Source organism: Cellulomonas bogoriensis 69B4 = DSM 16987, from assembly GCF_000767165.1.
Taxonomy (GTDB): Bacteria; Actinomycetota; Actinomycetes; order Actinomycetales; family Cellulomonadaceae; genus Actinotalea; species Actinotalea bogoriensis.
On the sequence record NZ_AXCZ01000466.1, the window covers coordinates 1 to 475 of the forward strand.

General features: G+C 77.9%; 1 protein-coding gene. It reads right to left on the reverse strand.

Annotated features, from left to right (window positions below):
• Positions 1-475 (reverse strand): helicase-associated domain-containing protein (locus N869_RS16045; RefSeq protein WP_035063415.1); only part of this gene is annotated, 475 nt, incomplete at both ends.

The following is a 475-nucleotide window of genomic DNA, read 5'->3' on the forward strand; positions in this document are numbered from 1 at the left end:
CACCGGTGCCAGGCCGCGGTCCCGCAGGGCCGCGAGCAGGACGGCCGGGGCGACGGGCGCGGCGAGCACCGTGGGGGACAGGCGCACCAGGCCCAGGTCACGGGTGGCACGGTCCTCGGTCAGGCCGGCGAGCAGCGCGGCGTCGTCGCTGCGGACGTAGGAGGCGGCGGCACCCACCCGCACCTGCCCGTGCCGTCGGGCGACGTCCTGCACCAGGTACTCCAGCGGCTGGGGCACACCGGTACGTGAGTGCCGGGCCAGGTCCTGCAGCAGGTCCGTGGCCGTGGTGCCCAGGTCCAGGGCCCGTCGCACGCTGGTGGGGGTGAAGCGGACGGTCAGGGCCGCGCCCCGGGACTCCACGTCGGCGGCGGCGTCCAGCAGCTGCGCGAGGGCGGGGGAGGGGCGCCCGGGCACGATGCCCGTCAGGTCGCCCTGCAGCAGCAGGTCCTCGACCGGGTCGGGCAGCTGGCCGGCG